The sequence below is a fragment of the Rhodococcus sp. BE178 genome (genome assembly GCF_050433545.1).
In the GTDB taxonomy this organism is placed as follows: Bacteria; Actinomycetota; Actinomycetes; order Mycobacteriales; family Mycobacteriaceae; genus Prescottella.
The window spans coordinates 511,822-525,829 of sequence record NZ_JBNPXA010000001.1 but is presented as its reverse complement, the minus strand read 5'-3'; the positions used below and the strand labels follow the sequence as shown (position 1 = coordinate 525,829).

The following is a 14,008-nucleotide window of genomic DNA, read 5'->3' as shown; positions in this document are numbered from 1 at the left end:
CTCGCGTTTCGCGCACTTATCGGTGTTGCGAGGGCCTCCGCGGGACCGATAAGTGCGCAAAACGCGGGGTGGGTTCCCGTGGATCGGGACGAGCGGGTCCGTCGGGCGGCGCCGCCGCGTCATGCTCGGGGCACGACGCTGCGAGCGTGTGAAGGGACCCTTCTGCTGATAGGCGGGAACGGCTAGAAGCTCAGTCCGCGTCGCCGACCGTGACGGCCGTGGCCTCCTCGATGCTGTGCGGCTCCGGATCGTGATCATCGACGTGCGCCAACACCTTTCGTCCGGTCGACAGGACGACGATCGCGGCGACGGTAAGCAGTGCGCCGAGCCAGAACGGAGCGTGGACGTTGTGCTCGCCGAGCTTGCCGGCGACGTATGGGGCGGCGGCGCCGCCGACGAAGCGGACGAAGCTGTACGCGGCCGACGCGGTCGAACGTTCGACGGGCGCGGAGATCATGACGGTCTCGGTGATGAGGGTGTTGTTGACGCCCAGGAAGAGTCCGGCGAGGACGACGCACACGACGAGGGCCGGCTTCGAATCGGTGAACAGGCCCATCGCGGCGAGGTCGACCGCGAAGAGGGCGAGCGACGCCATCATCATCGGCAGCGTGCCGAACCGGCGCTGCAGGCGCGGTGCGAGGAACACCGACGAGATCGCCAGCATCACGCCCCAGCCGAAGAAGATGAAGCCGATCGAGTACGCGCCCATGTCCAGCGGGAACGGGGTGTACGCGAGCAGCGTGAAGAACCCGTAGTTGTAGAGCAGCGCGGTGATCGCGACCGTCAGGAGACCGCGGTGGCGAAGGGCCAGGAACGGTGCGGCCAGCGACGTCCGGTGCTGCGGCTTGGGCGCTTTCGGCAGCATCACCGAGATGAGGATGAACGCGATGGCCATCAGCGTCGCGACGCCGAAGAACGGTGCGCGCCAGCTGATGTTGCCCAGCACGCCGCCCACGAGCGGGCCGACGGCGATGCCGATGCCGAGCGCGGCCTCGTACAGGATGATCGCCTGCGCCACACCGCCACTCGCGGCCCCGACGATCGCGGCCAGCGCGGTCGCGATGAACAGCGCGTTGCCCAGGCCCCAGCCGGCGCGGAAGCCGACGATCTGGTTGATGGTGTCCGAGGCGCCGGCCGCAGCCGCGAACACCACGATGATCGCCAGGCCCCACAGCAGCGTCTTCTTGGCGCCGATGCGGCTGGAGATCACGCCGGTGAACAGCATCGCGACGCCCGTGACCAGCATGTAGCTGGTGAACAGCAGCGACACCTGCGACGGGGTCGCGTCGAGCTGTTCGGCGATGGGCTTGAGGATGGGGTCGACCAGGCCGATGCCCATGAAGGCGATGACGCTGGCGAAGGCGACGGCCCACACCGCCTTCGGTTGCTGCAGAATGCCGGGCTTCTCGGTTCCGGCGGCGACGGTCGCGGTGCTCACATGCCCCTCCTCGGGTGTGTCAGTTGTCGGTGGCGGCGGTCCGGATGATCGCCCTGAGTTCGCCGAGACCCTCGGCCAGTCGCTGCAACTGCACCGGCTCGAGGTGCGCGAAGTGCGGGGCCAGGTCGGCGGCGACGGCCCGGCGGGCCTCGGTGAGCCAGCGTCGGCCGTCGTCGGTGATGCCGACCAACACGGCGCGGCAGTCGTCGGGGTCGGGCTCCCGCGAGACCAGTCCCTCCTCGCCGAGCCGTTTGAGCAGTGCCGTGGCGGACGGTTGGGAGCAGCGGTCCAGGCGCGCGAACGTGCTGACCCGCACCGCGCCCTGTTCCTCGAGCAGCGACAGTGCCCGCATCCACGGACGCGGGTGGTCGTCGGTCGCGAGGGCCGACGCGAGGCGGGTGAAGCGGTGCGCATTGCTGACGAGATCGACGAGCAGGTCGCGAAGCTGGGGATCTGGCGAACTCACGCCAAAAGATTACATAAGCTAACTATCTATGTAAACCCTCTCGATTCGGGGTGCTCGCGCGAATCCCCGGCGACCCGCGCCGCGACATGTCCGCAGAAGCCGGCGGTGCGGCGGTACGGTCGAGCCCGAATCCGGACACGAGGGAGTGGGTATGGCGTTCGCGAGCATCAAGAAGTGGGGAATCGAGCATGCGGTGTTCGTGGGCGCCACCGCGGCCACGGTGTACGGCGCGGTGACCGGGAGCGAACGCGTCCAGCAGGTCGCCAAGCCGCTCATGGCCCCGGCCCTCGCAGCGCGGGTGCTGCGTCGGCGCGACGACCTGGACGCCGCCGACACCGTCCTGCTCGTCGCCGGACTGGCCGCGGCCACCGTCGGCGACGTGTTCATGATCGACCCCGACGTCGACGCCCGCCTGCGCCGCGGTGCGACGTCGTTCGGCGTCATGCAGACCAGCTACTCGTCGCTGCTGCTCCGCCGCGGCGCCAGGCCTCACCGCGCGACCGCCCTGCCGCGGCTCGGGGCGTGGGCGGGGGCATCGGGACTGCTGCACGCCAAGGCACCGACGGTGGCGAAGACGCTCACCGGCTACGGATTCCTGCTCGGCACCACCGCGACGCTCGCCGCCGATCCGGCTCTCGCGCCGGGCGCCTCCGACGTCGCGGGGCTGCCGGTGCCGAACCGTCGCGATCGACGCAGCTGGCTCGGCCTCGGTGGGCTGTTGTTCACCGGCTCCGACGGCCTGATCGTGGTGCGGAAGCTGTTCCTGCGCGGCGAGAAGTCGCGTGCCGTCGCGGAAGGCGCCATCCTCGCGTCGTATGCCGCGGCCCAGCTGTTGCTCGTCGAGGGGATGATCGAGCTCGGGCGTCGCGCCACGGCGCGGAACCGCTAGGGGCAGATCAGGATGCGGTCTCGGTTGCGCGGATCGACGCGGATCGAGATGGTCTCGCCCGCGACGAACCGGTCCCGGTTCTCCGGGAGCACCTCGTAGAGGACCTTGCCGGTGTACGACTCCGATCCGGGCACCGTCAGCGCCAGATCCAGCTCGGTGAGTTCGCCGTTGTCGACGGTGCGCCGGATGGGCTGGGCATGCTTGATCTTCGCCCAGCCCTCGAGGCCGTGCCGGGCGAGTCTGCGCTCGGAACGCGTGGGGCGGTCGGCCCACATCATGCCCAGCCCCAGCGCCGAGCCGTAGGCCGCGAGGAGCCCGCCGACCTGGTACGGGATGGTCCCGGGAGCGGTGTGATCGATCAGCCATCCCAGCCAGATCGACAGGACGATGACGTAGCTGACGCTGATGAAGCAGACGGTGCGAACAATGCGTGGGTGGTTCATGGCCTTCTTCGTCCGGGGGCCGACGCCGGAAGTCGACCGCGCGAACGTCACTCTCTCCGATCGCCTCCAGCCTATCCATCCGGCGCCTAGCCTGTCGGCATGCCTCCCACATCACGACGCACCGTGTTCATCACCGGCGCGGCCGCTGGCATCGGCCGCGCGACCGCCCTGAAGTTCGCCGACTCCGGTTATGTCGTCGGCGCCTACGACATCGACGAGGACGGTCTCGAGTCGCTCCGCGCGGAGATCGCCGGTCGTGGTGGACGAGCGCGGACCGGTGTCCTCGACGTCACCGCTCCGGACGAGTGGAAGGACCGTCTGGCCGAGTTCACGTCCGACGACAGGCGGCTCGACATCCTCGTCAACAACGCCGGAGTGCTGTCGTCGGGGCGCTTCCAGGACATTCCCACCGAGGTGCACCGTCGGATGATCGACATCAACGTCGGCGGCACCGTGAACGGGACGCTCGCGGCGTTCGAGTACCTGAAGGAGACGCCGGGCGCCCAGGTGGTGAACCTGTGTTCGGCGTCGGCCATCTACGGTCAGCCCGAACTGGCGACCTACAGTGCCACCAAGTTCGCGGTACGCGGTCTCACCGAAGCGCTCGACCTGGAATGGCGCGCCCACGACATCCGGGTGATCGACATGTGGCCGTTGTTCGTCGGGACGGGGATGGTGCGCGGAATGTCCATCGGCAGTACCCGATCGCTCGGTGTCCGACTCAACGCGGAGGAGGTCGCCGACGCGATCTTCGACGCGACACGGGGCCGCCGTCGCCTGCTGCCCAAGGTGCATTATCCCGTCGGCCGGCAGGCGAAGGTGATGTCGGCGGCCGCGCAGTTCTCCCCGCAGTGGCTCACCCGGATGACGAACCGGCTGCTCACCCGCAGTTGAGAACAGTCGCCCGGGGCGGCGACTAGAGTTCGATGTCGGTCGATCGGTCGGGAATTCGTCAGGAGTGCACTGTGCGTCGGGTATCGCTGCTGGGTGTGGGGGCCTGCGCCGCCGTGGCCGCGGTCCTGACTCTGAGCGGGTGCGGCGGATCGCCGGACACCCCGGCGCAGGCCGAGGCGACCAGCGCCGCCGTGGCGCCGACCACGACGACGACCGCCCCGGCGCCCACCACGACGACGGTGCCGGTCACCACGACGACGGAGAGCACCACGACGTCCGCGGCGGCCACCACGACGCTCACCGACGTGCAGTTCCAGCGCAACGAGTCGTATTTCTTCACCTCGCCCGACGGCACTTTCAGCTGCGGCATCGTGAGGCTGCCGAGCCGCACCGAGGCGGGCTGCGAGGGGCCGACGAGCCCGATCCCGCCCCGGCCCGACGACTGCATCGTCAGCTGGGGCAACGGGATCCGCGTCGAGAACGTCGGTCGTGGCGGGTTCATGTGCTCGGGCGGACGGGTCTACACGTCCGGGGCGGGCGCCGATCCGGTGCTGGCGCCCGGCGTCGAACTAGCCCAGCTCGGCTTCACGTGCACGACCACGGCGACCTCGGTGACATGCACCAATGACGAGACCGGCCACGGCTTCACCGTCGCCCCCGATTCGAACGAGACGTTTTGAGCACTGACGACACGAAACCGACCGCCGTCACCGACGAGGCCGACGCACCCGGCCCCACCGAATGGGGTGAGCATCCGTACGGCGTCGGCCCGTGGCTCGAGGAGCACGGGGCGCCGCTGCCCGACGATCCGCGGTACGACCCGCAACTGCTGGCCGAGGGGGACCGCCGCAATGTCGTCGATGCCTACCGCTACTGGACGCGGGAGGCCATCGTCGCCGACATCGACGTCCGGCGGCATCCGCTGCACGTCGCGATCGAGAACTTCGCGCACGACGCCAACATCGGCACCGTCGTGCGGACCGCGAACGCGTTCGCGGCGGCGGCCGTGCACATCGTCGGCCGACGACGCTGGAACCGGCGCGGCGCCATGGTCACCGACCGCTATCAGCACCTGGTGCACCATGCCGACCTGGACGAACTCGCCGTGTTCGCAAGGGACAACGGGCTGACGGTCGTCGCGGTCGACAACACTCCCGGCTCGGTCCCGATCGAGACGGTGGAGCTGCCACGCGACTGCCTGCTGTTGTTCGGGCAGGAGGGCCCCGGCGTCACCGAACAGGGGCACGCGGTGGCGTCGATGACGGTGTCGATCGCGCAGTTCGGGTCCACCCGCAGCATCAACGCGGGCGTCGCGGCGGGCATCGCGATGCACACCTGGATACGTCAGCACGCGAATCTCGGCCGCGCCTGGTAGCGGAAGTGTCCACGTCCGGGCAAGATCGGTAGGCATGCAGCGCGAATGGTCCGCTCGTGCGGACGCCGCGGAGAACGCGGTGATCACTCGGCACATTCGCCGCGTCTGGGGGATACCGGGTACTGCACTCGCAGTTGTCGCGTGGCCCGCGGTGCGGCGGGAACGAGTGTTCGTGCACTGGCACTACTGGTGGCAGGCACACCTCATCAACTGCACCGTCGACGCCGCCGAACGAAATCCCACCACGCGACGTCGGCGCCGGTTGGCGAGACTCATTCGCGGTCACCGCATCCGGAACATCTCCGGGTGGACCAACAGCTACTACGACGACATGGCGTGGCTCGGGCTCGCACTCGAGCGTGCCCAGCGGATGCAGCTGATCGACAATCGCAAGGCCCTGGCAACGCTCGAATCGCAGCTGTTCGACGCCTGGTCGCCCGACGAGGGCGGCGGTATCCCGTGGCGCAAGCACTCGGATTTCTTCAACACTCCCGCGAACGGCCCGGCCGGGTTGATGCTCGCCCGGAGCGGTCGGTTGTGGCGGGCGCAGGCGATGGCCGATTGGATCGACGACACGCTCCGGGATCCGGAGACGGGTCTGATCTTCGACGGAATCCGCAGCGACGGGACGATCGAGCGCAACATCTACTCGTACTGCCAGGGGACGGTGCTCAGCCTCGAGACGGAGCTCGCGGTCCGCATGGGCTCGCCACGTCATCGGCTGCGGGTGCATCGGTTGGTCGACGCCATCGACGAGCGGCTCACCAAGGGTGGTGTCATCCGCGGCGGGGGCGGCGGCGACGGCGGATTGTTCAACGGGCTCCTCGCCCGGTATCTGGCACTGGTCGCGCTCATGCTGCCGGGGGACGCCCCGGAGGACCTGCGGGCGCGGCGCATCGCGGCGCAGCTGGTGCTCGGTTCGGCCGAGGCCGCGTGGGAGAACCGACTGCAGGTCGAGGAGCTGCCCCTGTTCGGCAAGGACTGGAGCCAGCCCGCGTTGCTGCCGGGGCTGGGAGCGGGAATCGCGACCGTCTCCGCTGGATCGGTGCACTCGTCCGACATCGCGGAACGGGATTTCTCGGTGCAGCTCAGCGGGTGGCTGCTGATGGAGTCGGCCTATCTGGTCTCGGCGGCGGGATATCCGAAACGGCGGTGACGGCCGGTCAGTCGTGCACCTCGTCGACGAGCACGTCCTCGGCGGGCTTGGACATCTCGCGTCGGTACCCCCACACGCCCAGCCCGGTGGCGATCACCAGCAGGGCCACCATGGTGCCGAGCACGACCGGCATCAGCCACGGCACGCGCTCGAGCACGGAACCGAAGTAGTAGCCGAGGAGCAGCAGCACCGGCGCCCAGATGACCGCGCCGATGCTGCTGGCCGTGGTGTAGCGGCGATGGTCCATGTTCGCCGCGCCGGCGACCATCGGACACAGCGTGCGGACCCACGGGATCCAGCGCGCCACCAGCACCGCCCAGAACCCGTGCCGGTCCAGCAGGACGTTGACCTTGTGCAGGTTCTTCGCGTTGACGTACTTGCCGTTGCGCCGGGCCACGAGGTGATGGCCGCTGCGTTTGCCGATCGCGTAGCCCACCTGGTTGCCGGCGATCGCGGCACCCATCGCACCGACGGACAGCGCCCACGTGTGCTGGGCGCCGGACCCGTGCGTGGCCAGCACGATGCCGGCGGTGACCAGCATGGAGTCGCCCGGCAGGAACAGCCCGACGAGGAGAGCGCATTCGAGGAAGACGAAGGTGAGTACGACGATCCACACCAGTGCGGGACCGGCGGATTCGAGCGGTCCGAATGATCCGGCCGCAGTGATCATCGTCAAACGGTCGGGTCTTGGGGAGCGCTGACCCGATCGGGCTCGGTGGCGGTCTCGGCGGGCCGGGACTTACGGGACGAGAAGAAGCGCTTGCCGATCTCGACGATGATCGGGATGACCGACACGAGGACGATTCCGATGAAGATGTAGTCGATGTTGTCGGCGATGAACTGGAACTGTCCGAGCCAGAAGCCGAGGAGGGTGACGCCCGCGCCCCACACGATGCCGCCGACGATGTTGTACGTGATGAACGTCGAGTACTTCATCTTCGAGGCGCCGGCGACCAGCGGTGCGAACGTGCGCACGATCGGCACGAAGCGGGCCAGGAAGATCGTGATCGGGCCGTGCTTCTCGAAGAACGCGTGGGACTCGTCGATGTAGCTCTTCTTGAAGAACTTCGCGTCGTCGGACTTGAAGAGGGCCGCGCCGCCCTTCGTGCCGATGAAGTACCCCACCTGGTCGCCGAGGATGGCGGCGATGGGAATGGTCACCATCAGCACCCACAGCGGGGCGAACGGCTCGACCTCGGCGGACTTCGACGCCGCGATGAGGCCCGCGGTGAAGAGCAGCGAATCGCCCGGCAGCAGCGGGAACAGCAGGCCGGACTCGATGAAGACGACCAGCAGGAGGCCGACCAGCATCCAGGTGCCGAACGAGTTCAACAGGTTGACGGGATCGAGGAATCCCGGCAGCAATGCCAGATTCGTGGTCACGGACTCCGAGGCTGCCAGCACATTCACGCGCACAAGACTACCGGCGGCCGCTGAGAGCGCGCTGAGTCGACCGTGCCCGGCGAGCCGACACCGAGCCGACACCGAGCCGACACCAGGGGAGGCGCTTACGCGCCAGGGTTGCCATACTGCATAGACCACCGGCGCGCCGTCACAGTCGGCCGCGCCCCCGAACCGTCACATGGAGGACAGCCGCCGTGCCTATCGCAACTCCCGAGGTCTACGCCGAGATGCTCGGTCGGGCCAAGGAGCACTCCTTCGCCTTCCCCGCCATCAACTGCACCTCGTCCGAGACCATCAACGCGGCCATCAAGGGCTTCGCGGACGCCGGCAGTGACGGCATCATCCAGTTCTCGACCGGTGGCGCGGAGTTCGGTTCGGGCCTCGGCGTCAAGGACATGGTGACCGGTGCGGTCGCGCTCGCCGAGTTCGCGCACGTCATCGCCGCCAAGTACGACGTGACGATCGCGCTGCACACCGACCACTGCCCCAAGGACAAGCTGGACACCTTCGTCCGTCCGCTGCTCGCGATCTCGCAGGAGCGCGTCAACAAGGGCCAGAACCCGCTGTTCCAGTCGCACATGTGGGACGGCTCGGCCATCCACATCGACGAGAACCTGGAGATCGCCCAGGATCTGCTGAAGCTGTCGAAGGCCGCGAACATCATCCTCGAGGTCGAGATCGGCGTCGTCGGCGGTGAAGAGGACGGCGTCGAGGCCGAGATCAACGACAAGCTGTACACGTCGCGCGAGGACTTCGAGAAGACTGTCGACGCCCTCGGTGTCGGCGAGAACGGCAAGTACCTGCTGGCCGCGACGTTCGGCAACGTGCACGGTGTCTACAAGCCGGGCAACGTCGTCCTCAAGCCGGAGGTGCTGGCCGAGGGCCAGGCCGCGGCCGTCGCGAAGCTGGGCCTCGCGGACGGCTCCAAGCCGTTCGACTTCGTCTTCCACGGCGGCTCGGGCTCGCTGAAGTCGGAGATCGAGGACTCGCTGCGCTACGGCGTCGTGAAGATGAACGTCGACACCGACACCCAGTACGCGTTCTCGCGCCCCATCGCCGGCCACATGTTCGCCAACTACGACGGCGTCCTGAAGATCGACGGCGAGGTCGGCAACAAGAAGGTCTACGACCCGCGCAGCTACCTCAAGAAGGCCGAGGCCGGCATGACCGCTCGCGTCATCGAGGCCTGCAACGACCTCAAGTCCGCGGGACGTTCCGTCTCCGCCGGCTAGTCCGAGGCTTCTTCCTCACCATCGCATTCTGCGCACCTGCCACCGAGTGGCAGGTGCGCAGAATGCGTTGCGGGGGCCCGACGGGGCGCGGGTGCCTCAGTCGGGGTCGCAGACCTTCCAGGTGCCGTCGACGCGTTCGAGGTCGAACGTGCGCGGCGAGGCGTCCGTCGGGTTGGCCTGCGTGTGTGCGGTGACCTGCGCGATGGCGGAGTCGCCGGTGATCTGGACCGTGTCGATGCCCGTGACGACCGGGACGTTCCCCTGCGCGACGGTGTCGCGGTGCACGCTCGCGAACTCGGTGGGCGGGATGTCGCGGTAGAAGTCGGCGAGCGTGCCGCAGGTCGACGACTGCAGGGTCGCCAGGTCGCCGGACCCGAGGGCGCCGACGAACGTGTCGACGGCGTCGCGGACCTTGGACTCGTCGGCCCCGTGCGCGCCGCCGCGGGCGATGACGAAGCCGGTGACCCCGAGAGCGGCGAGCACGCCGACGACTGCGACAGTCGACGCGATGATCCAGCCGCGCCGCCCACCGGGCTTCGTGGCCGGGGCGACCGGATCGATGCGCTGCGGGCCGGCGCCGGCCGGTGTGGCGCGAGACTGGTTGTCGTTCGGGTCGGGCACGGGACGCCTCTCGGTCCGGGAGTGGGATCGACTGGTGGGCAGCCTATCGGCCCGCGTACGACGCCGGGCACGGTGGACGTAACCTGGACGCCATGACGTCTTTCGGTGATCTTCTCGGCCCGCAGCCCACCCTGCTCCCCGGTGACGAGGACGCGGAGTCGGACCTGCTCAACCACGAGGACCCGGCGAAGGTCGCCGCGGCGCACCCCACCGCGTCGATCGCGTGGGCGTACCTGGCGGAGGCGGCTCTCGAGCAGGGGCAGACCATCACCGCGTACGCGTACGCGCGCACCGGCTACCACCGCGGGCTCGACCAGCTGCGCCGCAACGGGTGGAAGGGCTTCGGTCCGGTCCCGTTCAGCCACGAGCCCAACCGCGGCTTCCTGCGCTGCGTCGCGGTCCTGGCGAAGGCCGCCCAGGCAATCGGTGAGAACGACGAGTACGCACGCTGCCTGGACCTGCTCGAGGACTGCGATCCGCGGGCCGCAGAAGCACTTGGTCTCGGCTAGCCGCTTCGTTCCCCGCCCTGCAGCGGGTAAGGAGCGCGCGCAGGCGTCGGTCCGTCGCCTGCGCGCGTCGGCGCTTCCGGTGCTGCAATGCGCCCTGGCGGCGGGCCTCGCGTGGTGGTTCGCCACCGAGATCGTCGGACACACCCGACCGTTCTTCGCGCCGATCGCGGCGGTGGTCTCGCTGGGCCTGTCGCTCGGTGCACGCCTGCGCCGATCGGTGGAGTTGGTCTGCGGTGTGACGGTCGGCATCGGTGTCGGCGACCTGCTGATCTCGCTGATCGGCACCGGAGCGTGGCAGATCACGCTCGTCGTCGCCTTGGCGATGTCCACGGCGGTGCTGATCGGCAGCGGGCCCATCTTCTCGATGCAGGCCGGCACGTCCGCCGTGCTGGTCGCGACGCTGCTGCCACCGGGCGACGCCGGCGGCGTCGACCGGATGGTCGACGCCCTGGTCGGCGGACTGGTGGGTATCGCGGTGGTCGCGATCGTGCCCACGCATCCCGTGCGCCGGGCCCGGCGGGACGCCGCCGGCATCCTCGCGACCGCGGCCGAGGTGCTGCAACTGGTCGCCGACGGGCTCATCGAGAACGATCCCAAGCCGATCGAGAAGGCCCTGCGCAAGGCCCGCGCGACGCAGTCGGCGATCGATTCGCTGCGCAGCAACCTGTCGGGTGGCAAGGAGATCAGCCGGATCTCACCGCTGTACTGGGGCAGTCGCGCCCGGTTGGCCCGGCTCACGGCGACAGCCGATCCGATCGACAACGCGATGCGCAACATTCGGGTGCTCTCGCGCCGGTCGCTCTCGCTGGTGCGCGACGACGAGATCCTCGACCCACGTCTCGTCGACGAGATCGAGAAGCTCTCGCACGCCCTCGACGTGCTGCGCCGGATGATTCTCGCCGAACCGGGGGAGCAACCGGATCAGGCGGAGGCGGCCCGGGTGCTGCGGACCGTCGCGTCGGGCATGAAGCCCGAGCTCGTCGAGAGGGCCGGCATCTCCGCGACCGTGGTGTTCGCGCAGATCCGGTCGCTCATCGTGGATCTTCTGCAGGTCGCGGGACTCGAGCGGATCTCGGCGATCGCGACGCTGCCGCCGACGGTTCCCAACCCCGCCTACAAGCCCGAACTCTGACTCCTTTTCATATATGCGAATGTATGCATATGATGGGCCGGACTTACGAGGAGGGTGATCATGGGAGCCGGTCACGGGCACAGCCACGGCAACACTTCGGGCGTCGGCGCCGCCGGTCCGTCGCATACACGGATCCGCAAGATGGTGATCGCGCTCGGGATTCTGATCGCGTTCCTGATCCTCGAGGTGGTCGTCGGCCTCGCGATCGGATCCCTGGCGCTGCTCGCCGACGCCGGGCACATGCTCACCGACGTCGTCGGCATGTCGATGGGGCTCGTGGCGCTGTTGCTCGCGAAGCAGGGGTCCAAGGCCGCGGCCCGCACGTTCGGCTGGCACCGTGCCGAGGTTCTCACGGCGATGGCTAACGCCGTGCTGCTGCTGGGCGTGGCCGCGTTCGTGATGTACGAGGCCATCGGCCGGATCGGTGACGTCCCCGAGATCCCCGGCGTCCCGCTGATGGCCACCGCGGCCGCGGGCCTGGCCGCCAACATCGTGGTGATGCTGATGCTGCGCGGCGACGCGAAGGACTCCATCGCCGTCCGCGGCGCGTACCTCGAGGTGCTCGCCGACGCGGTCGGCAGCGTCGGTGTCCTGATCGCCGGCGCCGCGCTGGTGTTGTTCGACTGGACCTACGCCGACGTCGTCGTCGGTGTGCTGATCTCCCTGTGGGTGGTGCCGCGCGCACTCAAGCTCGCCGGTTCGGCGCTGCGGATCCTCACGCAGGCATCGCCCGCCAATATCGACGTCGACGCAGTCCGGGCGGATCTGTGTGCGGTGCCCGGGGTGTCGGACGTCCACGACCTGCACGTGTGGACCCTGACCACCGGCATGGACGTCGCGACGGTGCATCTGACCACCGATTCGGACTCGCAGCGGGTGCTGGCGTCGGCCAAGACCGTGCTGGACACGCACGGCCTGAGCCACGCCACCGTTCAGGTGGAGTCCGGGGCCGAGGGCTCGCGCTGCCAGGAGGACCTCACTTGGTGACGCGGTGACGCGGAGCGGTCACCGATAGCCCTCGGTGTTCGCGGGCAGGTCCCGGTCCTGCACCTCGACGATGTACCGCCAGCAGTCGGGGCGGGAGCCGTCCACGTCGGTGAAGCCGTATCGCGCGGCCAGTTGGCCGCTCGAGACGACCTGGCCGCTGTATCCGCCTGCATCCGGCGCCGCCGCCAGCGCCGCGACCGCCCGGCCGACGAATGTCGGGGACTCCGAGATCGCGAAGTGCGGTACTTGATCGAGGGCGTCGCGCCAGTTGTCCTCGGTGACGCCGAACACCTCCAGCATCATCTCCGACCGCAGCCAGCCGGGGGTCACCGCGACGGCGGCGCCACCGTGCGGGGCGAGCTCGTACGCCTGCGCGGTCGTCATCCGCTGCACCGCCGCCTTGACCAGGTCGTAGTAGAACCCGACCTGGTGCCGGTAGGCGACGTTGTAGTCGGCGGTGCCGTCGGTCATCTCGACGACCAGCCCGCCCGGCCGGCGGATCAGCAGGGGCAGCGCGAAGTGGCTGGTGATCACATGGGTGTCGATGCCCATACGCAGCATGCGCAGGCCGCCGTCGAGGTCGTGCTCCCACAGTGTGGTGCCGAACTGGGCGTAACGGTCGCCGCCGAAGATGTCGTTGACCAGGATGTCGAGGCGGCCGTGTTCGGAGTCGATCCGGTCGATCAGTGCGCGCACCTGGTCGGGTTCGAGATGGTCGACGCGCAGCGCCACACCGTCGCCGCCGGCGGCAGCGATGAGTTCGCCGGTCTCCTCGATGGTCTCGGGTCGCTCGATCTCCGACGGCCCGGCCACCCGGCTGCTGCGGCCGGTCGCGTAGACGGTGGCTCCGGCCCGCGCCAATTCGACCGCGATGGCCCGGCCGGCACCCCGTGTCGCACCGGCGACGAGGGCGACCCGCCCGGTCAGGTCCGGCGCGGTCACCGGCTGGTTCTGGTGACGTCGGCGCCGGGCCGCCACAGGTCGACGTGCAGGCGATCCTCCGACACCGTGGTCAGCACCACCTCGTCGACGCTCAGTTCGAAGATCTGTGCGTCGTCGCCGGGGTTCTCGGGATAGGAGTCGAGGATCGCCTGCTTCTCGGTGCCGGTCAGTTCGCGGGCGCGACCGGAGATCTTGGCGTCGCCGCCCTCCATCGAGTGGTGGCCCGGATTCGAGTGCAACGAGTACCGCGGATCCCGTTGCAGGTCCCGGACCTTGCGGGCGCCGGGCATCGAGCCGAGCACGAGCAGCCCCCGGAAGATCTCGACCTCGGTGCCGCTCACGCGCGGTGAGCCGTCGGCGCGCAGCGTCGCGATCACGTGGTGCTTGTGCGCGGTCAGTCGCGCACGGACTGCCTCGGCCAGCGCCGGGGCCTGCTCGGAGAACTCCTGCCAGGTTGTCATGCCGTCAGTGTGCGCGCCGATCACTGACATCTTGTGTCAGTGATTATTCGTAGACTTTC

17 protein-coding genes are annotated in these 14,008 nt (G+C 69.0%); 9 read left to right on the top strand and 8 right to left on the bottom strand.

Annotation, left to right across the window (positions count from 1 at the left end; all coding sequences use genetic code 11):
- Window positions 1–190 precede the first annotated feature (190 nt).
- Window positions 191–1,438 (bottom strand): MFS transporter, encoded by a 1,248-nt coding sequence (locus J2X34_RS02545; RefSeq protein ID WP_114721602.1) that lies wholly within the window; start codon window positions 1,436–1,438, stop codon window positions 191–193.
- A gap of 19 nt (window positions 1,439–1,457) precedes the next feature.
- A complete protein-coding gene (locus J2X34_RS02540; RefSeq protein ID WP_114721604.1) occupies window positions 1,458–1,904 on the bottom strand; it encodes a MarR family winged helix-turn-helix transcriptional regulator in 447 nt (148 codons plus the stop codon).
- A gap of 151 nt (window positions 1,905–2,055) precedes the next feature.
- On the opposite strand from J2X34_RS02540, the gene J2X34_RS02535 reads away from it, so the two are divergent.
- Window positions 2,056–2,793, top strand: coding sequence for a lysoplasmalogenase family protein (locus J2X34_RS02535; RefSeq protein WP_429516045.1), 738 nt, complete (start codon window positions 2,056–2,058; stop codon window positions 2,791–2,793).
- Here J2X34_RS02535 and J2X34_RS02530 read toward each other — a convergent pair.
- Window positions 2,790–3,236 carry a hypothetical protein gene (locus J2X34_RS02530; RefSeq protein WP_114721764.1) on the bottom strand — a complete coding sequence of 149 codons (447 nt, stop codon included), beginning with the start codon at window positions 3,234–3,236 and terminating at the stop codon, window positions 2,790–2,792. The genes J2X34_RS02535 and J2X34_RS02530 overlap by 4 nt on opposite strands.
- Window positions 3,237–3,335: 99 nt before the next feature.
- On the opposite strand from J2X34_RS02530, the gene J2X34_RS02525 reads away from it, so the two are divergent.
- Genes J2X34_RS02525 through J2X34_RS02510 form a run of 4 tightly spaced genes read left to right on the top strand, consistent with a single transcriptional unit; the run spans window position 3,336 to window position 6,661 of the window.
- The gene (locus J2X34_RS02525) at window positions 3,336–4,130 is read left to right on the top strand and encodes an SDR family oxidoreductase (RefSeq protein WP_429516044.1); all 795 of its coding nucleotides are present in this window, start codon (window positions 3,336–3,338) and stop codon (window positions 4,128–4,130) included.
- Window positions 4,131–4,162: 32 nt separating this feature from the next.
- Entirely contained in the window at window positions 4,163–4,810 is a 648-nt protein-coding gene (locus tag J2X34_RS02520; RefSeq protein WP_429516043.1) for a DUF6636 domain-containing protein, read from the top strand.
- Window positions 4,807–5,505 (top strand): TrmH family RNA methyltransferase, encoded by a 699-nt coding sequence (locus J2X34_RS02515; protein ID WP_174912984.1) that lies wholly within the window; start codon window positions 4,807–4,809, stop codon window positions 5,503–5,505. The genes J2X34_RS02520 and J2X34_RS02515 overlap by 4 nt, the downstream gene beginning before the upstream one ends.
- Before the next feature lie 34 nt (window positions 5,506–5,539).
- The gene (locus tag J2X34_RS02510) at window positions 5,540–6,661 is read left to right on the top strand and encodes a glycoside hydrolase family 76 protein (RefSeq protein WP_429516042.1); all 1,122 of its coding nucleotides are present in this window, start codon (window positions 5,540–5,542) and stop codon (window positions 6,659–6,661) included.
- A 7-nt stretch (window positions 6,662–6,668) separates the two neighbouring features.
- On the opposite strand, the gene J2X34_RS02505 is transcribed toward J2X34_RS02510, so the two are convergent.
- Together J2X34_RS02505 and J2X34_RS02500 are read right to left on the bottom strand one after the other, a co-directional pair.
- A complete protein-coding gene (locus J2X34_RS02505) occupies window positions 6,669–7,331 on the bottom strand; it encodes a DedA family protein (RefSeq protein ID WP_114721614.1) in 663 nt (220 codons plus the stop codon).
- 2 nt (window positions 7,332–7,333) lie between these two features.
- Complete coding sequence (locus J2X34_RS02500; protein WP_429516178.1) at window positions 7,334–8,065, bottom strand: VTT domain-containing protein; 732 nt, start codon at window positions 8,063–8,065, stop codon at window positions 7,334–7,336.
- A 194-nt stretch (window positions 8,066–8,259) separates the two neighbouring features.
- On the opposite strand from J2X34_RS02500, the gene fbaA reads away from it, so the two are divergent.
- Window positions 8,260–9,297, top strand: a complete 1,038-nt coding sequence (gene fbaA / locus J2X34_RS02495) for a class II fructose-bisphosphate aldolase (protein ID WP_114721616.1) — start codon at window positions 8,260–8,262, stop codon at window positions 9,295–9,297.
- Window positions 9,298–9,393: 96 nt separating this feature from the next.
- Here the strand turns inward: fbaA and J2X34_RS02490 are convergent, their stop codons facing one another.
- Window positions 9,394–9,918: a hypothetical protein gene (locus J2X34_RS02490; RefSeq protein WP_429516041.1), complete on the bottom strand. Its 525-nt coding sequence runs from the start codon at window positions 9,916–9,918 to the stop codon at window positions 9,394–9,396.
- A 92-nt stretch (window positions 9,919–10,010) separates the two neighbouring features.
- Between J2X34_RS02490 and J2X34_RS02485 the strand changes: the two genes are divergently transcribed.
- The 3 genes from J2X34_RS02485 to J2X34_RS02475 are packed head-to-tail and all read left to right on the top strand — an operon-like array spanning window position 10,011 to window position 12,546.
- Window positions 10,011–10,427, top strand: coding sequence for a DUF3151 domain-containing protein (locus tag J2X34_RS02485; RefSeq protein ID WP_114721620.1), 417 nt, complete (start codon window positions 10,011–10,013; stop codon window positions 10,425–10,427).
- A complete protein-coding gene (locus J2X34_RS02480) occupies window positions 10,414–11,559 on the top strand; it encodes an FUSC family protein (RefSeq protein ID WP_429516040.1) in 1,146 nt (381 codons plus the stop codon). Before J2X34_RS02485 ends, J2X34_RS02480 begins: the two co-directional genes overlap by 14 nt.
- A gap of 60 nt (window positions 11,560–11,619) precedes the next feature.
- Window positions 11,620–12,546 carry a cation diffusion facilitator family transporter gene (locus J2X34_RS02475; protein WP_114721622.1) on the top strand — a complete coding sequence of 309 codons (927 nt, stop codon included), beginning with the start codon at window positions 11,620–11,622 and terminating at the stop codon, window positions 12,544–12,546.
- Between the two features lie 18 nt (window positions 12,547–12,564).
- Here J2X34_RS02475 and J2X34_RS02470 read toward each other — a convergent pair whose 3' ends face one another.
- Both J2X34_RS02470 and J2X34_RS02465 read right to left on the bottom strand, forming a co-directional pair.
- Entirely contained in the window at window positions 12,565–13,488 is a 924-nt protein-coding gene (locus J2X34_RS02470) for an SDR family oxidoreductase (RefSeq protein ID WP_429516039.1), read from the bottom strand.
- Entirely contained in the window at window positions 13,485–13,949 is a 465-nt protein-coding gene (locus tag J2X34_RS02465; protein ID WP_114721774.1) for a pyridoxamine 5'-phosphate oxidase family protein, read from the bottom strand. The genes J2X34_RS02470 and J2X34_RS02465 overlap by 4 nt, the downstream gene beginning before the upstream one ends.
- Window positions 13,950–14,008 lie beyond the last annotated feature (59 nt).